Here is an 18,676-nt window from a genome sequence, read left to right as displayed (position 1 = left end):
TTAGAGGATAAGTCTGTCTGTAATGTCCAAGTCCGCTCACGCACCCCCGTTATGCTCCGCATGCATAACCCATCCGACTGTAGCGACCTGGGCGGCGACATCATGGACGTGGAATTCCGGCATCTGCGCTACTTCATGGCGGTGGCGGAGCAGGGCTCGTTCAACCGGGCGGCGGCGGCCCTGCTGGTCTCCCAGCCATCCCTCAGCCGCCAGATCGGTCACCTCGAACGCCACCTCGGCCAGACGCTGTTCCACCGCACCCCGCAAGGGACCACGCTCACCCCGGAGGGTGTCGCACTCGTCGGTCACGCCCGCGAGCTGCTCGCGCTGCTGTCCGCGACGCCCGAGATCGTGGCGGGCCCGACGCGCCCCAGGGAACTGGTCAGCATCGGCGTGCCTCCCGGAGTTCTGGACACGTGGCTCGTCGACACCGCACGCGCGCTCCACGCCGAGCTTCCGCACTGCGAACCGGCCTACCGCGAGGCGGGCAGCAACGAACAGCTGCGCCTGCTCCGGCGCGGCAGCCTCGACATCGCCATCGTGCACCAGGCGCCGCCCGCCGATCATGTGTGCCGCCGGCTGTGGGCGGAACCGCTCGGCGCCGCCGTACGGCCGAGCCACCCGCTGGCCGCGCAGGACAGTTACGCGCTCGACGACCTCGACGGCCTCCGCGTTCTCGTCCACTCCCGTGACCAGGTGCCGACCCAGCAGGACAGCCTCATGGCGGCCGCGCTCGCCGCGGACATCCGGCCGCAGTGGCTCTTCACCCACTTCGTCCAGCACGCGCTCGCCTGTGCCGAGGCCGCGGAAGCCGACGCTGTCGTCGTCGGCTCGCACACCGCCGCCCGCCAGCTCCCCGAGTGGCCATGGCGCCCGCTGGCCGGGCTGTCCCTTCCCATGATCACTTGGGCGGTACGGCCGGCGCACACGCGGACGGTCGTCGAGCAGGTCGCGGCCGTCATCGCCGCGCAGGCGGCCGGCCTGTCCGGTGCGGACCAAGCCTGAGATCGCGACTGTTGAGACTGGGGAACAAGCCGGATTTGACGGTCCTTGAAAGTGCGTTGGCCAGCGACTACGGTCTGCGGATGGTCGCTTTGCAGGACATCCTCGCCGATGCGGCTAGCGGACATATGCCCCAGCCTGGGGCCGGCCCCACGATCGTCCCGCAGCCGTCCCCGCGTGACGCGGGAGTGATCGCCTTCACCGCGCACAATGTGATCTACGCCGACCTCGATGAGGACTGGATCAGATCCAGGCTTCCCGACGGAGACTTATCGGCGCCACTGAACCCGCTCTTCCTCAGGGAACTGGAGGAAGCCATGGGGCGCAGAGTCGGCAACATCGACATGCTCGCTGTGGCCGTCCCCTGTGTTGGTCCTCCGCCGATCGAACTGGTCGAGGTCACGGACGCGGCCCATCCTCGTGTCCGGCGCGCCCATCGCTATCGGGACGATGTACGCGTCTGGACCTGTCCAGGAGGTTTGCTGGTCATCGGACGAGGCGTCGCCGGTCGATGGGAGGTCGCGGTCGAGGTCGACTCTTCCAGCCGAGGGGGCGGTCTGGGCCGAACCCTCGCCCGCGCCGCCAGGCATCTCGTCACGCACCCCCTCTGGGCGCAAATCGCCCCAGGCAACGCGGCGAGCGTCCGGACATTCCTCGCCGCCGGCTACGTTCCGATCGGCGCGGAAGCGCTTCTCGTCCCACCCTCCTCATTCGGGCGGCACACTCCATGATCCGTTGGTTGATGGTGCTCTCAGGGACCTCAGGCACGGGCTAGTACGGTCAGGCGGGCGTCGGTACGGGGGCCGGGCGCCACTGTTCGGAGCCGAAGACCTCGTAGCGGATCCGCTCGTCCGGCACACCGCGGCGGTGCAAACCGGCCCGGACCATCTGCATGAACGGGACCGGACCGCACAGGTAGACATCCGCCTCGGGGTGCAGAGGGATCGCGTCGGTGTCGATGAAACCGGTGAAGGCGTCCGGCGCGTCCGGGAGCGTCTGCTCGTACCAGACGAGGTTGCGGAAGGACAGCAGCCGGGAGCCGTTGGCGATCATGTCGGCGCGTAGCGGGTGGCGTTCCACGCTGCGGTCGGCGTGCACGGCCGTGACGTCGCGGGTGGGCTGGGTGCGCGAAACGTGGTCCAGGATGGCGGCCATCGGGGTGATGCCGACGCCCGCGCTGACCAGGACCAACGGCGCATCGCTTGCGCGCAGGGTGAGCTCGCCGTACGGGTGGCTCAGCCGCAGGTGGTCGCCGATGCCCACATGGTCGTGCAGGAAGCCAGAGACCACGCCGTCCGGGGTGCCGTTGGCGCCGCGCACCCGGCGTACGGTGATCCGCAGCATGCCGGCGGCGGCCGCCTGCGAGAGGGAGTACTGGCGCAACTGACTGGTGCCGTCGGGCAGGTCGGCGGCGACGGTGACGTACTGGCCGGGCAGGAAGCCGGGGGCAGGGTCGCCGTCGGCCGGCGTGAGGATGAACGACGCCGTGTCGTGCGCCTCGATGATCTTGTTCGCCACGACGTACTCCCGCCACGGGGTGGCGCTGTTCACGTCGGCCTTGGCGTACAGGCGCGCCTCGTGGCCGATCAGCCGGGCGGCGAACAACCAGTACACCTCGTCCCAGGCGGCGGCGACCTCCGGGGTGACCGCGTCGCCGAGCACGGTGCCAACAGCGCCCAGAAGGTACTTGCCGACCACCGTGTACTGCTCCGGGCGGATGCCCAGGGCGCAGTGCCGCTGTGCGATGCGCTCCACGATGTGGTCGAAGACCGGGCCGTCCGGGCCGGCGCCGATCAGGTGCCCGGCGAAGGCGGCGACCGCACCGGCCAGCGCGTGCTTCTGCTCGCCGGTCGCCTGCGCGCTGCGGCTGAACAGGTTGAGCAGGTCAGGGTTCTCGCCGAGCATCGTGTCGTAGAAGACTCCCGAAATGGCGCCGAGGTGTTCGCCGACGACGGGGAGAGTCGCCTTGACGATCGGGAGACTGGTTGCGGAGAGCACTTGTTTCCTCCAGGTGCGGGGATGGATGGCGGATCAGCGACGGCCGAGGCTCAGCAGCACCTGCCGGGTCGGCGGCGCGGTCAGGTCCCCGACCGTGAGCGGGTCGAGGCTGGCGTAGAACGCCTCTTGCGCGCGGCGCAGGGCTCCGCGCAGCAGGCAGCCTCGGCTGAGCGGGCAGATCGGGTCGCCGTCGCAGTCGACGACCTCGGTCCCGCCCTCCAGTTCGCGTACGAGGCCGCCGATCGAGGCGGTGCGGGCCGTGGCGGCGAGGCGTACCCCGCCACTGCGACCACGGACGGTCTCCAGCAGGCCCAGGTGCTGCAGCCGCTGGACCACCTTGGCCAGGTGGTGCCGGGGCACGACGAGGGATTCGGCCAGCTCGTCGATGGTGAGCAGGTCGTCGCGGGTCGCGCTGAGCATGAGGATGCGGAGGCTGATGTCCGTGGAGCGGTTGAGGTACACAGGACGACTCTACTTAAACAGGAGTCTGAAAGTCCTCTTTTGTGAGCGACTTCACGGGGGTGAAACGATCGATCGTTAGGCTATGTCCATGGGCTGGAACTTAGAGGTAGCGGCGGTCAAGACCGACGAGCTGTTCATGGCGGTGCCGGACGTCTTCCTGGAGACGGAGACCACGATGGGGTTCGAGGACGCGACCTCCTTCTCGCGTTTCCCCAACCTGTGTGTGGCGCAGGTCGGCGACTGGGCCGTGACCATCGAGACCGGCCACAGGCTGTCCGGAAGCACCGACTACCTGGAGGAGAGATCGGCCGGGACCGAGCTGCATCTCGTACGGATCGACGATCAGGCCATCGCCCTGCACTTCGTGAACGGTCAACCGGTGGCGGAGGAGCGGAAACCCGATGGCGAGGACGGCGAGACGTGGGCGATGGGCGTCCTGTTCGACAGGACCGGCGTCAGCTTCGGTGGCCTGTGGGACGTGAAGTTCACGCTCTTCGAGGTCTGACAGTTCGTTCGAGCCGTGGGCGGTGGCCCCAGGTGGCCCAGCGCCAGAGCCACTCGACAGGGCCGTAGTGGTAACGGCGTAGCCAGAAGGTGGAGAACAGCCACTGGATGACGAGGATCGAGGCGGCGATCAGGATCACCGTGGTAGAGGGCCATTCGCGTGGCCTGCCGCCTATCAGGTGACCGGCCGCCAGGACGATGAGGGTGGCGGTCAGGTAGTTCGTCAGCGCCATGCGGCCGAGCGGGGTGAATACGGTCTGCAGCGCAGATCTGAGCGGTGTCCTGAGCAGTATCAGGATGAGACATACGTACACGCCCGCGAGGAGCAATCCGGCCACGACAGAAGCGAGCCGGACGACCGGGCTGTCCATGTCGCTGCCGGTTAACCACCTGGCCTGCACCCATAGGGCGGGTGCGGCCCCTGCCGCGAAGGCTGTCGCCAGGAGGGCGGGCACGCGGGCGGATCGGTCGATGCGGTCGATCACGCCGTACTGGACCAGTGTCGAGCCCAGCAGGAACAGGGCGGGAACCATCGCATAGAAGCCGCCGATGAGCAGAGATGTCGCGAGGAGCGCGGCGGAGAGGCCGGCTGTGGCCCAGCGTGGCAGCCAGGTCGAGGGCAGCAGGATCAGCAAACCGAGGATGGCGTACACGGTCAGGATTTCGCCCTGCCACAGGAGTACATAGTGCGCCAGGCCGATCGCGAGCAGCGTCAGAAGACGGCGCAGCAGGAGCAGCCGCGGGGAAGCGCCGCGTGCCGCGGCGGATTCCATGAGCAGCGCGAATCCGATGCCGAACAGCAAGGAGAAGATCGGGAAGAAGCGTTCGTGCACGAGCAGGTCCATCCATGCCACCCCGGTGACGATGTCACCAGCGCTGGCTATCGGCTGGATGTTAGCTAGCAGGATCCCGCACAGCGCGAAGCCGCGCAGCACGTCGAGTGCGGCGATCCGCGCCCGCCCTGAAGTCCGCCCTGACTCAACCAGGCTCTCAGCCGGCGACGTTGGAGGTGCGCTCTCTGACGACATGAAGCGATTTTTCGGCCCTGGCTCCGCTGCGTATATCGGCTGAAAGGCGTAATCAGCGTTGGGGCGATCGCACTTTTGGCTGATCTGGCGCGGGGAGGCCAGCTAGGCGTACTAAACCGACAGACCTGAGTTGATCTCGGCTACCGTCCGTGTCGAGTTCGGGGAAGCCAGTCGGCGTGTGCGGTCTTCAGTTGGTCGCGTTCCTCCTTGTCTGCGAGGTTTACGTCAGCGCCGCCGTCGTAGGGGTGGTAGAGGCGGCGTAGGTCGGTGTCCATGATGATGACGCTGTTGCACTTGTTGTCCGCGACGGCTCGCAGGAGAGGGTCGAGGCAGCCCGGCTGCCATCTTTGTCGGCCGATGTGTACGTGCGTCGTGCTACCCGGGCCGGGGTCCTCATCTTCACGGATCCTGGTCCACGGGCGGGAGCCGGGGTTCAGTGCATGCGCGTCGAAAGGGACCAGGTCGGTGACGCCTTCGTCCATGACGTAGGTGACGGTGGTGACGTACACCTCCTGGCCGGCGAACATCTCTGTCAGTACGGCGTTGTAGCGGTGAAGCACCGTGCGATACTCGGCCTCCGTCTCCGCGTATCGCTTGGAGTTCGGCAGGCTGTGGAAGCGTACCCAGCAATCCGGGTCGGACCGCAGTTCGTGGCCGACGGGCGGGCAGTCCGGCCAGCGGGATTGCCACCTGGCTGAAAGCTCCGGCAGAGCGGGGTCCGGCAATTCGCGGGCGGGCATGCGTCCTACCTTCGGGTCGCGGCGCGGCGGGGTCAGGTGTGAAGCAGTTCCGTGAGCGGCCCGCGCACATCGGCGGGATACAGGTTCAGCGGCTCGAACTCGTCAGCCCTCAGCCATCTGAGCTCAAAGGTGTTGTCCGGCCCGTGATCCAGAGCTTCCTCCCCGGCCAGCGACGGAACGCCGCTGACGTCACCTATGAGGAAGTAGAAGGCGGGCCGGCCATTGTGTGAGCTGGTGAAGAGCAGCCGGTCGATCTTCCCGGTGAGAGTCGTCTCCTCGTGGAGTTCGCGTACTGCCGCGGTCTCTGGCGACTCGCCATCCTCCACATGGCCCCCGGGGAGAACCGTGTAACGGTGACCAGGGCACGACGACCCCTCCCAGCCTGCGGCTTCGCACATGACGCACGGGATGCCGGGGCGGCGCATGAGGAAACGCTTGATGACCAGGACTCGGATACCGTCGGTGACCACGGCGACTGCTCGGGGGATCGACATGAATTTGATCATACGATTCGCCCCTGAGGTCGACCACGCCTTTATGCCTGCTGGGGTTCAGCGGGGGTTGCCGGACAAGTGGTGCACGTTGGGCGTGCGCCCATGGCGGGCGGGTGCCATCTCCCTGCGGCGGGCCGCCAAGATGGCCAGCACCGCCAGCAGCGCGGTCACGCCGGCCGACACCCCGAGCGCGATCCACGTGGCCGCGTCGGGGTGGATCAGTGACTGGCCGCGCAGCGCCTGCCACGCCGTGATGGCGAACAGCGCGGCGTAGCCCACGATGACGACCCCGGTCAGCTGGGCGCGGGCGCGTTCGCCGCGCAGCCAGCTGACCCGGGCCGCGAGGGCGGTGAGAACCAGCACCGCGAGGACGAACACCTGCATGGAGTGCAGGCTGATGAAGTGCGGAACGCGCAGGTCGCCGCCCACGGTGCTCCAGTTCGTGATCGGCATGCCGTCGCCGTCGGGCGCCCCCACCCCGTGGCCTCCGACCAGCGGGACCGGGTTCCCGTAGGCATCCTGGACCGTCCGGGGCGTCCTGTTGGCAGTCCCGACCATGAAGGACGCCAGCCCCATGCCCATGACGGCCAGCCCGATCCCGGCACGCAGGGCCCAGGTGAGCGCCGGTTCACCGATCCGCTGGAACAGCAGCATGATGGCGATGAGCAGGTTCGCCGCGAACAGCCCGACCACGCCTGTGGAGAAGACCAGCTGTCCGATCGTGTTGAAGGTGTCGGCGCCGGTGTTGAAGTGGCTGTAGGTGCCGCGGGCGGCCTGTACCGCGATGAAGCCGACGTCGATGATCCCGGCGACGGCCAACGCCGTTCCGAGGTTCCACATCGTGCGCTTCGCCTTGTGGAGCTTCGGCAACAGCCAGGCGAGGGTCGCGCCATGGATGACGAACGACACCCCGAACTTCAACGGCTTCACCCAGATCGATTGCTGCATGAGCTCGCGGCCGTCTGCGAGGAGGCCGAAGATCGCGACGACGATGAGCGCGGACATCGCCGTAACCATGATCATCAGCGGTCGATGCCACGACCGCACTTCGGTGAACGAGATCGATCGGGTCGATGCGTACGGTGTATTGAGTGTCATGCGTACAGAGTAGCTACGCATCGCATGAAAGCCGCACTATTCTGCGCTTAAGACAAATAAAGTGAACTAGTGCTATAGCCATTGAACTAGTACACTGCCTGCACGTAGCGAACCTCACCAAACGAATCGGGGGCACATGTCGTCGTCAACGCAGCGACCGGACCCGCCATACCGGCGGATCGTCGCGGAGATCCGCACTCGGATCCTGACCGGCGACCTGCGGCCCGGCGAGCGGATGCCGTCCATCCGGCAGATCGCCCAGCGATGGGGCGTCGCGGTCGCGACCGCGACCAAAGTGATGGCGACGCTCCGCGACGACGGGCTGGTCGAGACGAAGGTCGGCTCCGGCGCGGTGGTCAGCGCACGCGCGGCCCGGCAGCAGCCGACCGGCCCGAGCGCGTCACCGAAGCCGCGTCAGGGCGGCATCACCAGGCTGAACAGGAAGCAGGTTCTCCGCACCGCCATCGCGACCGCCGACGCCGAGGGGCTCGACGCCGTCTCCATGCGGCGACTCGCGGCCGAACTCGGCGTCGGTCCGATGTCGCTGTACCGGCACGTGGCGAACAAGGACGAACTGGTCACGCAGATGGTCGACGAAGCCTTCGGCGAACCTGATCTGCCCATCCCGGGGCCGGAGGGGTGGCGGGCCAAGCTCGAACTGATCTCCCGCAGTCAATGGGAGCTGTGCCGCCGACACCTCTGGCTGCCGAGGGCCATCTCGTTCACTCGCCCGTCGCTCGTCCCCAACATGATGGAGCACACAGAGTGGACCCTGCGCGCGCTCGACGGGCTCGGGCTGCCCGTGGCGACGGGGATCCAAGAGGCGCTCACGCTGCACACACTGGTCCTCACCATCGCTCTGTCCATGGCGGACGAGGTCGAAGCGGAGCAGGAGACCGGCGTGACGCTCGACCGGTGGTGGCTGGCCCAGCGGAAGCGCACCGACGAACTCCTCCACAGCGGACGCTTTCCGCTGCTGGCCGCGATTCCCGAGGAAGCGGCGTCGGACCTGAACGGACTGTTCGAGTACGCCCTCGCGCGCCATCTCGACGGTTTCGCCGTCTTGGTGGACGGGCGTTAAAGCCCACACAGCACGTGCATGGCCTCCCGCTCGATCCGCGAAAGGTCGTGGAGGATGGCGCCGGCCTGCTCAAGGTGCGCCGCGTCGCCGCTCTCTCCGGCCTTCGCGATCAGGTCGGCCACGCTCGTCCACAGCGCGGCGGCCTCGGCGTACAGCCGGTGACCGGTGCGCAGGCGGTCATCGTCGACGAGTTCGGCGCACTCGCCGAGGAAGTCACGGTAGAGGGCGCGGAACAGGGCGCCGCCGGTGCCGGCCTTCTCCATGAGTACGGCGGCTTGCGGCAGGTCGCGCTGCGGATCGTCCATGCGTAGCAGCCACTTGGGCACCTGGCTCGCGGCTTTTTCGATTCCGCGGTGGCCCAGGTTGGCGATGGGAGGGGCCAGGAAGGCGTCCGCGCAGGCTTTGATCGCGGGGATGATCTGGTCCTGCCAGGAGGGCGCGTGCGCCGGCAGGGTGATGGAGAACGAGCGGTTCCTGGCGGTCATCGGGCCGCGTTCGGCCCTCGCCGTGGCCAGGCTGTCCCGGCTCGTACGTACGGCCCCTCCCTGCTGCGCGGTGTCCACCAGGTAGGCATCGTGCTGGTCGTAGCCGTACATGGCGACGATGTGGCCGCCGAAGTGCACCTTGGACTGGAAGTAGGCCAGGTGGAAGGAGTCGAGCTGGAGACCGACTGGTCGACCGGCGTCGATCTGGGCGGCCACCTTCTCCCACGCCTTGCGTCCTGAGGTGGTCTCATCGACCGACAGCGTCAGCCCGAGCCTGGCAGCCAGGTTCCTGGTGAGTTCGAAGGGCTTGACGCGGCCGCCGAGGAAGGGGAACGGCATGCTTTTGCTGTCCCAGTAGATGAAGGACAGGCCCGAGCCGAGCCCGAACAGCATGGGCTCGGACAGATCAAGTCCCTCATGCCGCAGCAGCACTCCCATGGCCGTCGTCTCGCAGTGCTGCAGGCCACGGCCCTCGATGCCTGGCACGATGGTCATGTCGCTCTCCTCGGTGGTCGGGTGATCGGCGAAAGCAGCATGGGGCCTCCCACAGAGGAAGAGTCAAGCCGTCAACGCAAGAGACCGGGAGCGGTGGGCGCGCTGAACGTGCCCTCCCTGCGTACCGTGTGCCAGCGCAGCCGTACGCCCAGCACCGCGGTCGCCAATGACTGGATCACCACGAGGTACAACAGCTGGCGGTAGACGAACTGCTGCAAAGGGAGCACCCACAGGGCCGAGGCGCGCTCGCCGTCCAGGCGGAGCGCGTACCAGCCGGTCACCGCCTGCACCGCGACGAACCCGGCCCACACCGCGACCACCGGCAGGGGATCGCCCACGGCCGTGCTGTAGATCGCCATGAGGTCGACCACGGGTGCGAGCAGCGGCAGCAGCACCTGGAACAGCGCCAGGTAGCCGAGGCAGCGGCGGCCGAACGGGTCCTGGTCGAGCACGGCGCGTCGATGCTTCCACATCGCCTGCATGGTGCCGTAGCACCAGCGGTAGCGCTGCTTCCACAGCTGGCCGAGCGTGGTCGGGGCCTCGGTCCAGGCCAGGGCCTTCTCCTCGTAGACCACCCGCCATCCGGCCCGGCACAGTGCCATCGTGAGGTCGGTGTCCTCCGCCAGCGTGTCGGTGCTGACGCCGCCCAGGGCCACCAGTGCCGAGCGCCGGAACGCCCCGATCGCGCCCGGTACGGTCGCCATGCAGTCGAGCTGCTCGAAGGCACGCCGGTCGAGGTTGAACCCGATGACGTACTCGATGTGCTGCCAGCGCCCGATCATGCCGCGCCGGTTGCCGACCTTGGTGTTGCCGCTCACCGCGCCGACCGTGGGGTCGGAGAGCTGGCCTACCAGGTGGCCGATCGTCGCGGGTTCGAAGACGGTGTCGCCGTCCACCATGATGAGCAACTCGTGCCCGGCCGCCGCGATGCCCGTGTTGAGCGCCGCGGGTTTGCCGCCGTTGCGTTGCCGGATCACCCGTACGTTGGCCAATCCAAGCCCGGCGGCCAGGTCGGCGGTCGCGTCGGTCGAGCCGTCGTCGATGACGAGGATCTCCAACTGGCCCTGGTAGGCGGTGTCGGCCAGTGAGCGTACCGTCGCCTGGATCCCCGCCTCCTCGTTGTAGGCGGGCACGATCACCGTCACGGGCGGGGGCGCGGGCCACGCGGGCGCGCGCCCTCTTCGCCGCTTTCCACCTCTGGTACGGCGGGCATGCACCCACGCGAGTACGGCGAAGAAGAACAGTCGCGCCAGTGTGAGCGCGCCCGCGGCGACGAGCACCCACGACAGCGCGTCGGTGAACCATCCGGACGCGCGCTGGGCCACGTTCAACGCCGAGCCGACGAACCGGTCCACTCCGCCGGCCTGCTGCTGTGCCGGTGGCATGCCGAGGGCTTTGGTCACCGTGACCGCCCGGTAGCCCTTGCCCGCGATCTCCTTCAGGACCAGATCGACGGCCTCGACGGTCTGCCGTCTGTCGCCACCCGAGTCGTGCATCATGACGATCGCGCCCCGGCCCCCGGCCGGAAGTGACGAGGCCACGATCTTCGGCGTGCCGGGGCGGCTCCAGTCCTTGGTGTCGAGATCCGTCAGCGTGACGAGGTACCCCTCGGTGGCCAGCGCCTTCATGCTCTCCCACTGCGGGCCCGTGATCGCTTCGGGAGTGGAGGAGTACGGCGGGCGGACCAGAGCGGTGTGCAGCCCGGTCGCTCCCGCCAGGGCCTTCTGCGTCAGAGACAGCTCCAGCCTGAGCCGCCAGCCGGGAACAGCCGCCAGCTCGGCGTGCGTGTAGGTATGGCTGCCCAGCTCATGACCTTCCGCGATGATCCGCCGAGCCAGTTCGGGGTATTGCGCGACCTTCGAGCCGACGACGAAGAACGTCGCCTTGGCACCGTGCTTCTTCAGGGCGTCGAGCACCGCCGGCGTCCAGGCGGGATCCGGGCCGTCATCGAAGGTGAGAGCGATCGTCTTGTTCGGCAGGTGCGCGCTGGAGGGCTCGCTGCCGGTGAGGTTCAGCACGGGTCCGCCGCGCCGCATCTCCGCCAGCTGCGGGGAAGGGTGGTCGGTGGCGGGCGGAGCGGCGCGCGTCTCGCCGACGACGTTGGTCACGTACCCGTTGAGTACGAGGGCGCCGGCCGCCAGCAGCATGCCGATGGCCAGCAGGAACCAGTGGCCCCTCGGGTCGGCCCGTTTGGCGGAAGATGGCGCGGCCGGTCGGTCCTGCTCAGCCTGGACCGAAGCGGGATCCTGCCAGGCGGCGACCACCGGGCGCGGCCAGACCTGCTTGTCGGGGTCGGCCAGGCCGCTCACTTCTTCGGCCCCTTGGCCCGGTCCGGGTTGAGCCCTGGCGGCGTCTTGTTCTGGCCCGGGGGTAGGTCGGTGGGCTCGGCTACGGGCTCGACCGTGGGCTCGGTGGTCGGCTTCGGTGCCGGTTCCGTGCTCGGCTTCACGCTGGGCGACGGCGACGGGGTCCGTACGGTCACAGGCTCCGTCGACCGTACGGCGGACCGGGTGCTGCTTGGAGTGGGACGCGTGGAGGCGCGAGTCACCGAAGGGGTGGGCCGCTTGGTCCGGCTTGTCCGAGGCGTCGGTGAAGGATCGGGCGATGCCGTGCTGCCCATCCCGCCCTTCTGATCGCCCGGCCACCCGGTCACCGACAGCGTCGTGTTGGAGAACAAGCCGCCGATGACGACCGCGAGCAGCGCGATGGCCAGCACGCCGGCCGCGATCGAGCCGATCATGATCAGCCGTCGCCGGCGACCGCTCTGGTCGACGAAGACGGCTGTCGTGTGGTGATGCTCAGGAGACACATCGGGAAAGAGTAGTGACCAGATGTAACTTGTGGGGAAATAGTTTGATTTGGGTGGGGTGTTCAGCGGTGTCTGAGTCGTACCGCGGCGCGGAAGCCGTCGTTGAGGCGGCCGCCTTCGGTGGCGGTGACCGGGACCATCGTCCACGGCTGGTCTGGGCCGAGCAAAGGCGAGTACGCCGGAACAAAGCCCTGGTCGAGCAGGGAGACGGCGAAATCTGTCGACACTTGGCCCAAGGCGTCCAGGGCCGCCATGCCGTGCCAGGGAAGGACGGACGCCCCGCCAAGATAGGTGAAGCCGAGGCAGCCGCCGCGCGGGTTCGGGGTCAGCCGGATCTGGTGGGCGAACATCGCCGCGTCGAATCCCAGCTCACGATCGACCCACAGGACCGCCATGTACCGGATGGTGTCATGCCAGGCCCTGACCAGCACCGCGCGACGTTCGACGGCGAGTGCCGGGTCGGCCAGGTTGAACAGATCGGCGTAGACGCGCCTGGCGAAAGCGGCGCTGTGGCTCCGCGTCACGGAGACCGTGTACATCAACGATCGGAACAGGCTCTCGAAACGCGGCAGCGCCTCGCCGATCACGCGGGCCGTGCGGAGCGTGGCGTGCTCCAGCGCGGACATGGGGGTGGCGGCGATGTCCAGCCCGGCGAGGGTGTCACGAACTTCCGCCACTCGTCGCGGGACGAGAAGGGCATGCTGTCGCATGGCCGAGGGTCCCATGCGCTGTTCGGCGACCTCGTTCAGGTCGAGGATCGTGAGGATCTCCGTCTCGCCGACCAGAGCGTGATAGGAGCGGAGCTTCTCGCGGTAGGCGCGCAGCAGACTCCGCGGGTGCGACCGGAAGTGGTTGCCGTCGCCGAGCACCGTGATCGCCAACCCCGGTGGATAGATCCGCCGCACCGTACGTTGCAGCTCGCGCAGCCGGATCATGGCGGCCAGCTCGGACAGGTCGGGCAGGCTGCCCATCGTCTTGAGCTTGTTGTAGTGGAACTTGAGCGGAAATCCCCTGGTGATGATGGGAATGGGGGCGCCGTCGGCCACATGGGGCCGGATCTCACGCCTCGCCATGGCCAAGGAATAGCTCGCCCGTGCTCCCTTGCGGAACTGGGGGCGGGTGAGCAGGTGATAGATATCGGCCGCGAGATCGTCTGTCCGGGGAGCACGCTCGGCCGTCCGGATCGCGGCGCGCTCGGCGCCTTGGATCAGCGTGCTGACGATTTCCAGGGATTCGCGCTCGCTGAGCCGGACGGCGTGCGCCAAGGCGAATCTCCCCTCCAACATCTCGGCCAGCGGCAGTTCGGCCAGCGAGTTCGCATGTGACAGCGCCGGGAGCTTTGCGGCCCGCGCGGTGCGGGCGCAGCGGGGAACGGTCTCGAAGGACTGGACGACCTCGGCGCCGTCATAGGGTCGCTCGTGGACGTAGCCGGGGAGTTCCACCGCGACGAAGAGGGCGTCGGGGAGCCTCTTGGCCATCGCCTGCCGGTTCTCGCAGATGTCGTCGAACACCGCGACGATGTCCAGGTCGGCGAAGGTCCGCAGACTCTCGGCCTTCAACTCATGAACCGGCCGGGAGCGGTCGTTCCGCAGGAAGGCGACGCGTGGCCCGGTGATGCCGGCGGTGGCCAGCGCGTGCTCGGTGTGTTCGCGGACCCGCTCCCGCCGTCCCGTGTTGAAGATCACGCGGCCGCCGGCGTCGTACACGTCCCACACGAAGCGGGCCAGCCCCGGCACCGGCGTGTCCCAGCGCAGGTTCTCCCACGGCCGGAAGAGGGCGCGGCAGAAGACCTCGTGGTCGATCTCCACGTCGGCCTCCTGAACCCACAGATCCCAGGCCGGCCGATGGTAGGAGGGCAGAGCCGCGAGCTCGTGGGGATCGACGCCGACGGCCCTGAGAGCGTGGACGACCCGGGCGCGGGGATCGAGCGCGCACATGTCGATGTCGAGCATCACGGCCGGCGGCTTGATCGCTGGATCAGCCCGCCGCAGGCGCGCACGCTCGGCCACCCGCCGCAGCACCTCGGCCAGCACGGCGTGCTGACGCTCGTCCACCGTGTGAGCCGGGCCGTTCCCCGAGGCGTCGAGCAGGGCCGCCGCGCGAGCGGACAGGAAGCGAAGCTCCGTCGCCAGGACGAGCTGTGCCTGTATACCGGTGGTCTTTTCCAGGAGCGCGATCGTCTCGGTCAGCTCCGCCAGGGCGCGCCGTGCCCGCTCCTCGTTTGCTTCCTCCATGGCCACGTCCGGCAGCACCACCCGGCCTGTGGCCCGCCCCCCGGGCGCCACTTCGAAGCGGGGATCGCTCATGCCGATGCCGTACCTGTCGAGGCAGATCCTGAACACCCGGGCCAACGAGGTCGGTAACTCGTCGGCGCCGTCCCGGACATCGTCCAGGTCGACGACGAGGGTGGCCTTTCCGTGGACGGGATGGGCGGGATATGGCCCGCCGTCGCGCGCCACAGCGCAATGCAGACGCAGAATCGGATCGGTCTCGATGAGTTTGGCGAGCAGCGTGCCGGACATCGACTTCTCCTGGCATGAGATTTTGTTCATTAGCAGCGCTGCCGAATTCATCGGCGAATCTGATTTCGCATTCTTTCCACCTCGCTTTCCGCTCCCTAAATGGGTCGGCAAGAAGACCGGAAAGCCACATTGCCAGTTCATGGCGAGCCGGGCCAGGTCAGCGACCGGACATCGACCGGACATAAGATTTCGCAGCGGCGAGTTTGTGGGCAGGCAGGCGGCAAAAGTCCGGTCGATGTCCGGTCCTTGCCCTGGATAGTCGCCAAGCCGGGAGACCAAACTCTAAGTCGCCGTTCGGCGTGGGATCCGTTGACATCCGGACCTGGAGTGAATGAGTGGACTTGGACATCTCGGTGACGCAGGGACTCGACAAGGTCGGACAGCCGGATTGGGATCGGCTGGCGACCGGTGACGACTTCTACCTGTCGTACCGATGGTTACGGACGCTGGACGGCGATCCGTACGTGAGCGACTACTACGTCCTCGCCCACCATGACGGCGCTCTGGCCGGCGCGCTGCCGATCTATGACATCCGCGTGGAAGGCAGCAGTTTCTACGCACCGAGGCGGCACCGTCAGGCCCTCACCGGAGGGGGCCGCTGGCTGCTGGCGGGCGGGCGCCGCGCCCACCACAGCGGGATCCTGCTGTCCGGCGACGAGCGCGAGCGCCGGTCGGTGCTGCGCGCGCTGCTGGCGGCCGGGCTCCGGCTGGCCGCCGAGCGGGACGCCCGTGGGCTGGTGTGGATGTTCGCGCCGACCCGCGTCGCCAGGTGGCTCCACGCCGAGGGCGGGTCGGTGGCGTTCGACACGGTCGAGGCGTGCCTGACCGCCGACGGGTGGGACACGTACCTGGCCGGCCTGGGCGGCAGGCGGCGCAAGAGCACGATGCGGGAGCGGCGCCGGTTCGAGCAGGCCGCCTACGACCTGGCGGAGCAGCCGTTGAGCGAGTGCTGGCAGGCGCTGGCCACGCTGGTCGCCAACCTGCAACAGAAGTACGGCTACCGCACCACCCCGGAGTCGATGCGGCGGGTGCTGGGCTCGCAGGCCGAGTTCCTCGACGACGAGAGCGTGGCGTTCACCGTGCGCAGGGAGGGGCGGCTGGTGGCCGGCGCGTTGCAGTATCGGTTCGGCGACACGCTCTATGCGCGGATGATCGGCTTCGATTACGCCCGGCTGGCGAACGCGTACGAGTACTTCAATCTGTCCTACTACCTGCCTGTTCAGTACATGGAGCGGGCCCGACTGCGCCGCCTGCACCTGGGCATCGAGTCGGCGCGGGTGAAGGCCGAGCGGGGCGCGCGACTCCACCCGCTGTGGACGGTGGCGGTGCCGTGCGACGGATCCGCCCGTGTCCCGGCGGAGCGCTGCGCCGCCGAGCGGCGCGCGTGGCGGGGGCGGTACGACGAACGGGTGCTCCCCGCGGAGGACTGGGACGTGCCCTGGTGACCGCGCTGGAGGTGAACGCGGTAGGCCGTGTCTTCAAGACCGGGCCGGGGATCGTCGAGGCGCTGCGCGAGGTCTCCTTCACGGCTGAGGCGGGCGAGGTGGTCGGCCTGCTGGGGCTCAACGGCGCGGGGAAGACGACCCTGATCAAGGTGATCAGCACCCTGCTGCTGCCGACCTCCGGCAGCGTCCGGGTGGGCGGAGTGGACGTGGCCACCCGGACCCGGCAGGTACGGCGCCTGCTGTCGGTGGTGTTCGGCGGGGAGCAGGGCCTTTATGGCCGGCTGTCGGGCCGCGACAACGCGCGTTTCTTCGGCACCCTGTCCGGCCTGGACCACCGGCGGCTGGAGCGGCGGGCCGCCGAGGCGATCGCCATGGTCGCCCTGGAGAAGGTGGCGGACCGGCCGGTGGAGACGTACTCGCGGGGCATGAAGCAGCGCCTGCACCTGGCCATCGGGCTGATGGCCGCGCCGAAGCTGCTGATGCTGGACGAGCCCACCGTCGGACTCGACCCCATAGAGGCGGACCGGCTGCGCCGAGTGGTCGGCGAGCTGGCCGCCGGGGCCGCCGGCTATCGGCCGTGCATCCTGCTGACCAGCCATTACCTGCGGGACATCGAGGATCTGGCGGACCGGGTGGCGATCCTTCAGGACGGCCGGCTCACCCATGACCTGCCGCTGAAGGAACTGCTGCGCCAGGCGGGTTCGGCCGCGGCGGTGACGGTGAGCGTGCGCGGGGACGAGCCGGTGTGGCCGGGCGGCGACGCCGGACAGTCGGGTGTACGGCTGGTGGATGCCCAGCCTGCCGGATCCGGCATGTGGACCGCCCGCTACGAGGTGACCCGCTGGGAGCCGGCGACGCTGACCGAACTCGCCCGGCAGTGGCCGCACGGCGAGATCGCCGACGTACGCGTTGAGCCGGTGGGTCTGGAACAGATCTTCCGAGATCTCAGCCATGGCGGTGGTCGATGATCGCCCGCGTGCTGATGGCCGCCGCCCGGGTCCAGTTCAAGAGCGAGACGCGGCTGGCCGGCGTGATGGCCGGTGTCGTGCAGCCGGCGGTGTTCATGGCGATCACCCTGCTGGCCTCCGGACCGGCCGCGGCCGGCACCCGTACCGCGATCGGCTGCGGGCTGCTCGGGCTGTGGGGTGCGACCGTGTGGAGGTTCGGGCTGGTACTGCGGCAGGAGCGGCAGCGTGGCATCCTGCCGGGCATCGTGAGCCGACCGGCCGGGCTGGTGGTGGTGCTGATCGGCAAGAGCCTCGGCGCGGTGCTGCGGTCGGCGGCCCTGACGGTGCTGACCGTCGGGGTGGTGGCGGCGGTGGCCGGGCATCCGGTCGGCATCGCCGCACCGGTCGTCTTCACGCTCACCGCGCTGGCCACGCTGATCTCCGCGACCTCGCTCGGGCTGCTGCTGTGCTCGGTGTTCCTGCTGGCCCGCTCGGCGGTGCGGATCGCCGAGACGCTCATCTATCCCGTGTTCATCCTGGGCGGGCTGTTCGTGCCGACCGCCCTGTTGCCGGGCTGGGCGCAACAGCTCTCGACGCTGATCAGTCTGCGGTGGGCGGGCGAGCTGCTGCTCGACGCCGCCTCGGGACGAGGACAGCAGCTGGGCGACTGGCTGCTCCTGGTGGCGACCTCCGCCGGGTACGCGGTGGGCGCCGTCGTCGGCCTGCGCGCCGTACTGCGGCGGATTCGCGCGGAGGGCACCCTTGAGCTGGTCTGATCCCACCGCCCTACGCACCGTCGCCGCCCTGCGTACGGTCGCGATCCTTTCGTGGCGCGAATACCGGGCGGTCTATCCACTGCGGGTGGTGCTGGCGAGCTCGCTGCCACGGGCGATCCTGCAGACGCTGTTCGTCGCGTACGTCGGCCTGATGGGGGCCGGTCCGGCCGGGCGGGACTTCGCCCTGGTCGGCGCGGCCCTGCAGGTGGTCACCATCGCGACCGTGATCAAGGCCGCCGACATCCTGGTCGAGGACCGGATCTTCGGGATCCTCTACCGGATGCGGCTGGCCTGGATCCCGCTGCCGGTGGTGGCGGCCACCCGATGGTGGATCTTCACCGCGGAGGGCGTGCTGGGCGGGCTGGTGGCGGCGACGGCGGCGTGCCTGCTCTTCGACCGGCCCGCGCTGCTGGCGGGCATGTGGGTGGCCAGTGGGCTGGTGGTGCTGGTGGCGCTGTCCACCAGCGCGCTGGGGATGGCCGTAGCGGCGTTCGCGATGACCCAGCGCGTCGACTCCTTCATCACGAACGTCGCCAGCTACCTGCTGCTGGCCCTGACCGGCGCGGTGGCGCCGCTCGAACGGCTGCCGGACGCGCTGGAGGCAGTGGCACACGGACTGCCGATGACCAACGGGCTGCTCGCCATACGCGGCGCGCTCGCGGGCGGGCCCTGGCTGGGGCACGCCGCCGCCGAGGCGGCCGTCGGCCTGGGCTGGCTGGCGGTGGCCGCGGTCCTGTTGACGCTGCAGGCGCGGCGGGCCCGTACACATGACACCGACGGATGGATTTGA

General features: G+C 68.8%; 18 protein-coding genes. 8 read left to right on the top strand and 10 right to left on the bottom strand.

Going from position 1 to position 18,676, the window contains the following annotated elements; translation table 11 throughout:
• Positions 1–60: 60 nt before the first annotated feature.
• A complete protein-coding gene (locus ACQP2T_RS55990; RefSeq protein ID WP_433512875.1) occupies positions 61–1,005 on the top strand; it encodes a LysR family transcriptional regulator in 945 nt (314 codons plus the stop codon).
• An 80-nt stretch (positions 1,006–1,085) separates the two neighbouring features.
• Positions 1,086–1,733: a GNAT family N-acetyltransferase gene (locus ACQP2T_RS55985; RefSeq protein ID WP_433512874.1), complete on the top strand. Its 648-nt coding sequence runs from the start codon at positions 1,086–1,088 to the stop codon at positions 1,731–1,733.
• 49 nt (positions 1,734–1,782) lie between these two features.
• Here ACQP2T_RS55985 and ACQP2T_RS55980 read toward each other — a convergent pair whose 3' ends face one another.
• Entirely contained in the window at positions 1,783–3,000 is a 1,218-nt protein-coding gene (locus ACQP2T_RS55980) for a globin domain-containing protein (RefSeq protein ID WP_433512873.1), read from the bottom strand.
• A gap of 33 nt (positions 3,001–3,033) precedes the next feature.
• Positions 3,034–3,462: an RrF2 family transcriptional regulator gene (locus tag ACQP2T_RS55975; protein ID WP_364008224.1), complete on the bottom strand. Its 429-nt coding sequence runs from the start codon at positions 3,460–3,462 to the stop codon at positions 3,034–3,036.
• 88 nt (positions 3,463–3,550) lie between these two features.
• Here ACQP2T_RS55975 and ACQP2T_RS55970 point away from each other — a divergent pair, with 88 nt between their 5' ends.
• The gene (locus ACQP2T_RS55970) at positions 3,551–3,967 is read left to right on the top strand and encodes a hypothetical protein (protein WP_433512872.1); all 417 of its coding nucleotides are present in this window, start codon (positions 3,551–3,553) and stop codon (positions 3,965–3,967) included.
• Here ACQP2T_RS55970 and ACQP2T_RS55965 read toward each other — a convergent pair.
• From ACQP2T_RS55965 to ACQP2T_RS55950, 4 genes are all read right to left on the bottom strand, one after another.
• Positions 3,948–4,994, bottom strand: coding sequence for a DUF418 domain-containing protein (locus ACQP2T_RS55965; protein WP_433512871.1), 1,047 nt, complete (start codon positions 4,992–4,994; stop codon positions 3,948–3,950). The genes ACQP2T_RS55970 and ACQP2T_RS55965 overlap by 20 nt on opposite strands.
• A 140-nt stretch (positions 4,995–5,134) precedes the next feature.
• Positions 5,135–5,734 carry a DUF3885 domain-containing protein gene (locus ACQP2T_RS55960; RefSeq protein ID WP_433512870.1) on the bottom strand — a complete coding sequence of 200 codons (600 nt, stop codon included), beginning with the start codon at positions 5,732–5,734 and terminating at the stop codon, positions 5,135–5,137.
• A gap of 32 nt (positions 5,735–5,766) precedes the next feature.
• Positions 5,767–6,228: an NUDIX domain-containing protein gene (locus ACQP2T_RS55955; RefSeq protein WP_433512869.1), complete on the bottom strand. Its 462-nt coding sequence runs from the start codon at positions 6,226–6,228 to the stop codon at positions 5,767–5,769.
• 57 nt (positions 6,229–6,285) lie between these two features.
• Positions 6,286–7,326 (bottom strand): hypothetical protein, encoded by a 1,041-nt coding sequence (locus tag ACQP2T_RS55950; protein WP_433512868.1) that lies wholly within the window; start codon positions 7,324–7,326, stop codon positions 6,286–6,288.
• Between the two features lie 136 nt (positions 7,327–7,462).
• Here ACQP2T_RS55950 and ACQP2T_RS55945 point away from each other — a divergent pair, with 136 nt between their 5' ends.
• Entirely contained in the window at positions 7,463–8,407 is a 945-nt protein-coding gene (locus ACQP2T_RS55945; protein ID WP_433512867.1) for a GntR family transcriptional regulator, read from the top strand.
• Here ACQP2T_RS55945 and ACQP2T_RS55940 read toward each other — a convergent pair.
• From ACQP2T_RS55940 to ACQP2T_RS55925, 4 genes are all read right to left on the bottom strand, one after another.
• Entirely contained in the window at positions 8,404–9,387 is a 984-nt protein-coding gene (locus ACQP2T_RS55940; RefSeq protein WP_433512866.1) for a BtrH N-terminal domain-containing protein, read from the bottom strand. The two genes, ACQP2T_RS55945 and ACQP2T_RS55940, sit on opposite strands and share 4 nt — an antisense overlap.
• A 71-nt stretch (positions 9,388–9,458) precedes the next feature.
• The gene (locus ACQP2T_RS55935; RefSeq protein ID WP_433512865.1) at positions 9,459–11,696 is read right to left on the bottom strand and encodes a bifunctional polysaccharide deacetylase/glycosyltransferase family 2 protein; all 2,238 of its coding nucleotides are present in this window, start codon (positions 11,694–11,696) and stop codon (positions 9,459–9,461) included.
• Positions 11,693–12,196 carry a hypothetical protein gene (locus ACQP2T_RS55930; RefSeq protein ID WP_433512864.1) on the bottom strand — a complete coding sequence of 168 codons (504 nt, stop codon included), beginning with the start codon at positions 12,194–12,196 and terminating at the stop codon, positions 11,693–11,695. Before ACQP2T_RS55930 ends, ACQP2T_RS55935 begins: the two co-directional genes overlap by 4 nt.
• Positions 12,197–12,258: 62 nt before the next feature.
• Entirely contained in the window at positions 12,259–14,718 is a 2,460-nt protein-coding gene (locus ACQP2T_RS55925; protein ID WP_433512863.1) for an L-tyrosine/L-tryptophan isonitrile synthase family protein, read from the bottom strand.
• Positions 14,719–15,053: 335 nt separating this feature from the next.
• Here ACQP2T_RS55925 and ACQP2T_RS55920 point away from each other — a divergent pair, with 335 nt between their 5' ends.
• Genes ACQP2T_RS55920 through ACQP2T_RS55905 form a run of 4 tightly spaced genes read left to right on the top strand, consistent with a single transcriptional unit; the run spans position 15,054 to position 18,676 of the window.
• Positions 15,054–16,163 (top strand): GNAT family N-acetyltransferase, encoded by a 1,110-nt coding sequence (locus ACQP2T_RS55920; RefSeq protein ID WP_433512862.1) that lies wholly within the window; start codon positions 15,054–15,056, stop codon positions 16,161–16,163.
• Positions 16,160–17,131, top strand: coding sequence for an ABC transporter ATP-binding protein (locus ACQP2T_RS55915; protein WP_433512861.1), 972 nt, complete (start codon positions 16,160–16,162; stop codon positions 17,129–17,131). The genes ACQP2T_RS55920 and ACQP2T_RS55915 overlap by 4 nt, the downstream gene beginning before the upstream one ends.
• Positions 17,128–17,886: an ABC transporter permease gene (locus ACQP2T_RS55910; protein ID WP_433512860.1), complete on the top strand. Its 759-nt coding sequence runs from the start codon at positions 17,128–17,130 to the stop codon at positions 17,884–17,886. The genes ACQP2T_RS55915 and ACQP2T_RS55910 overlap by 4 nt, the downstream gene beginning before the upstream one ends.
• Entirely contained in the window at positions 17,873–18,676 is an 804-nt protein-coding gene (locus ACQP2T_RS55905; protein ID WP_433512859.1) for an ABC transporter permease, read from the top strand. Before ACQP2T_RS55910 ends, ACQP2T_RS55905 begins: the two co-directional genes overlap by 14 nt.

The sequence above is a fragment of the Nonomuraea sp. CA-143628 genome, assembly GCF_050942315.1.
GTDB lineage: Bacteria > Actinomycetota > Actinomycetes > Streptosporangiales > Streptosporangiaceae > Nonomuraea.
Note: the sequence above shows the minus strand (reverse complement) of the source record. Positions and strands in the feature narration are given on the sequence as shown.

Bases quoted from the DNA above. Each gene is read 5' to 3' on its own strand.
- ACQP2T_RS55970 (WP_433512872.1), top strand. From the start codon at position 3,551: ATGGGCTGGAACTTAGAGGTAGCGGCGGTCAAGACCGACGAGCTGTTC.
- ACQP2T_RS55960 (WP_433512870.1), bottom strand. From the start codon at position 5,734: ATGCCCGCCCGCGAATTGCCGGACCCCGCTCTGCCGGAGCTTTCAGCC.
- ACQP2T_RS55985 (WP_433512874.1), top strand. From the start codon at position 1,086: ATGGTCGCTTTGCAGGACATCCTCGCCGATGCGGCTAGCGGACATATG.
- ACQP2T_RS55910 (WP_433512860.1), top strand. From the start codon at position 17,128: ATGATCGCCCGCGTGCTGATGGCCGCCGCCCGGGTCCAGTTCAAGAGC.
- ACQP2T_RS55955 (WP_433512869.1), bottom strand. From the start codon at position 6,228: ATGTCGATCCCCCGAGCAGTCGCCGTGGTCACCGACGGTATCCGAGTC.
- ACQP2T_RS55925 (WP_433512863.1), bottom strand. From the start codon at position 14,718: ATGTCCGGCACGCTGCTCGCCAAACTCATCGAGACCGATCCGATTCTG.
- ACQP2T_RS55965 (WP_433512871.1), bottom strand. From the start codon at position 4,994: ATGTCGTCAGAGAGCGCACCTCCAACGTCGCCGGCTGAGAGCCTGGTT.
- ACQP2T_RS55940 (WP_433512866.1), bottom strand. From the start codon at position 9,387: ATGACCATCGTGCCAGGCATCGAGGGCCGTGGCCTGCAGCACTGCGAG.
- ACQP2T_RS55945 (WP_433512867.1), top strand. From the start codon at position 7,463: ATGTCGTCGTCAACGCAGCGACCGGACCCGCCATACCGGCGGATCGTC.
- ACQP2T_RS55950 (WP_433512868.1), bottom strand. From the start codon at position 7,326: ATGACACTCAATACACCGTACGCATCGACCCGATCGATCTCGTTCACC.
- ACQP2T_RS55990 (WP_433512875.1), top strand. From the start codon at position 61: ATGCATAACCCATCCGACTGTAGCGACCTGGGCGGCGACATCATGGAC.